The organism is Planotetraspora sp. A-T 1434 (assembly GCF_025420585.1).
In the GTDB taxonomy this organism is placed as follows: domain Bacteria; phylum Actinomycetota; class Actinomycetes; order Streptosporangiales; family Streptosporangiaceae; genus JAOEGB01.
Map to the genome: position 1 here is coordinate 1 of NZ_JAOEGB010000118.1, position 355 is coordinate 355.

Here is a 355-nt window from a genome sequence, read left to right on the forward strand (position 1 = left end):
GGCGTTGAGGATGGGGTCCATTCGGTGGGAGTGGAAGGCGTGGCTTACGGGGAGTTGGCGGGTTTTGCGGCCTTGGTCGCGGAAGTGTTGGGCGACTTGTTGGACGGCGGTGGTGTCGCCGGAGATGACGGTGCTGGTTGGGGTGTTGATGGCGGCGATGGTGGCGCCGGGGATGAGGGCGTGGGTGGTTTCTTGTTCGGTGGCTTGGATGGCGATCATGGTGCCGCCGGTGGGGAGGGTTGACATGAGGTGGGCGCGGGTGGCGACGAGGGTGGTGGCGTTGTTGAGGTCGAGGATGCCGGCGATGTGGGCGGCTGCGAGGGCGCCGGCGGAGTGTCCGGTGACCGTGGTGGGA

Annotated in this window: 1 protein-coding gene; it reads right to left on the reverse strand. The window is 67.3% G+C overall.

Going from position 1 to position 355, the window contains the following annotated elements; all coding sequences use genetic code 11:
- Positions 1-355, reverse strand: a 355-nt coding sequence (locus tag N5079_RS35215; RefSeq protein ID WP_261588555.1) for an acyltransferase domain-containing protein, incomplete at both ends; no start/stop codon positions are given.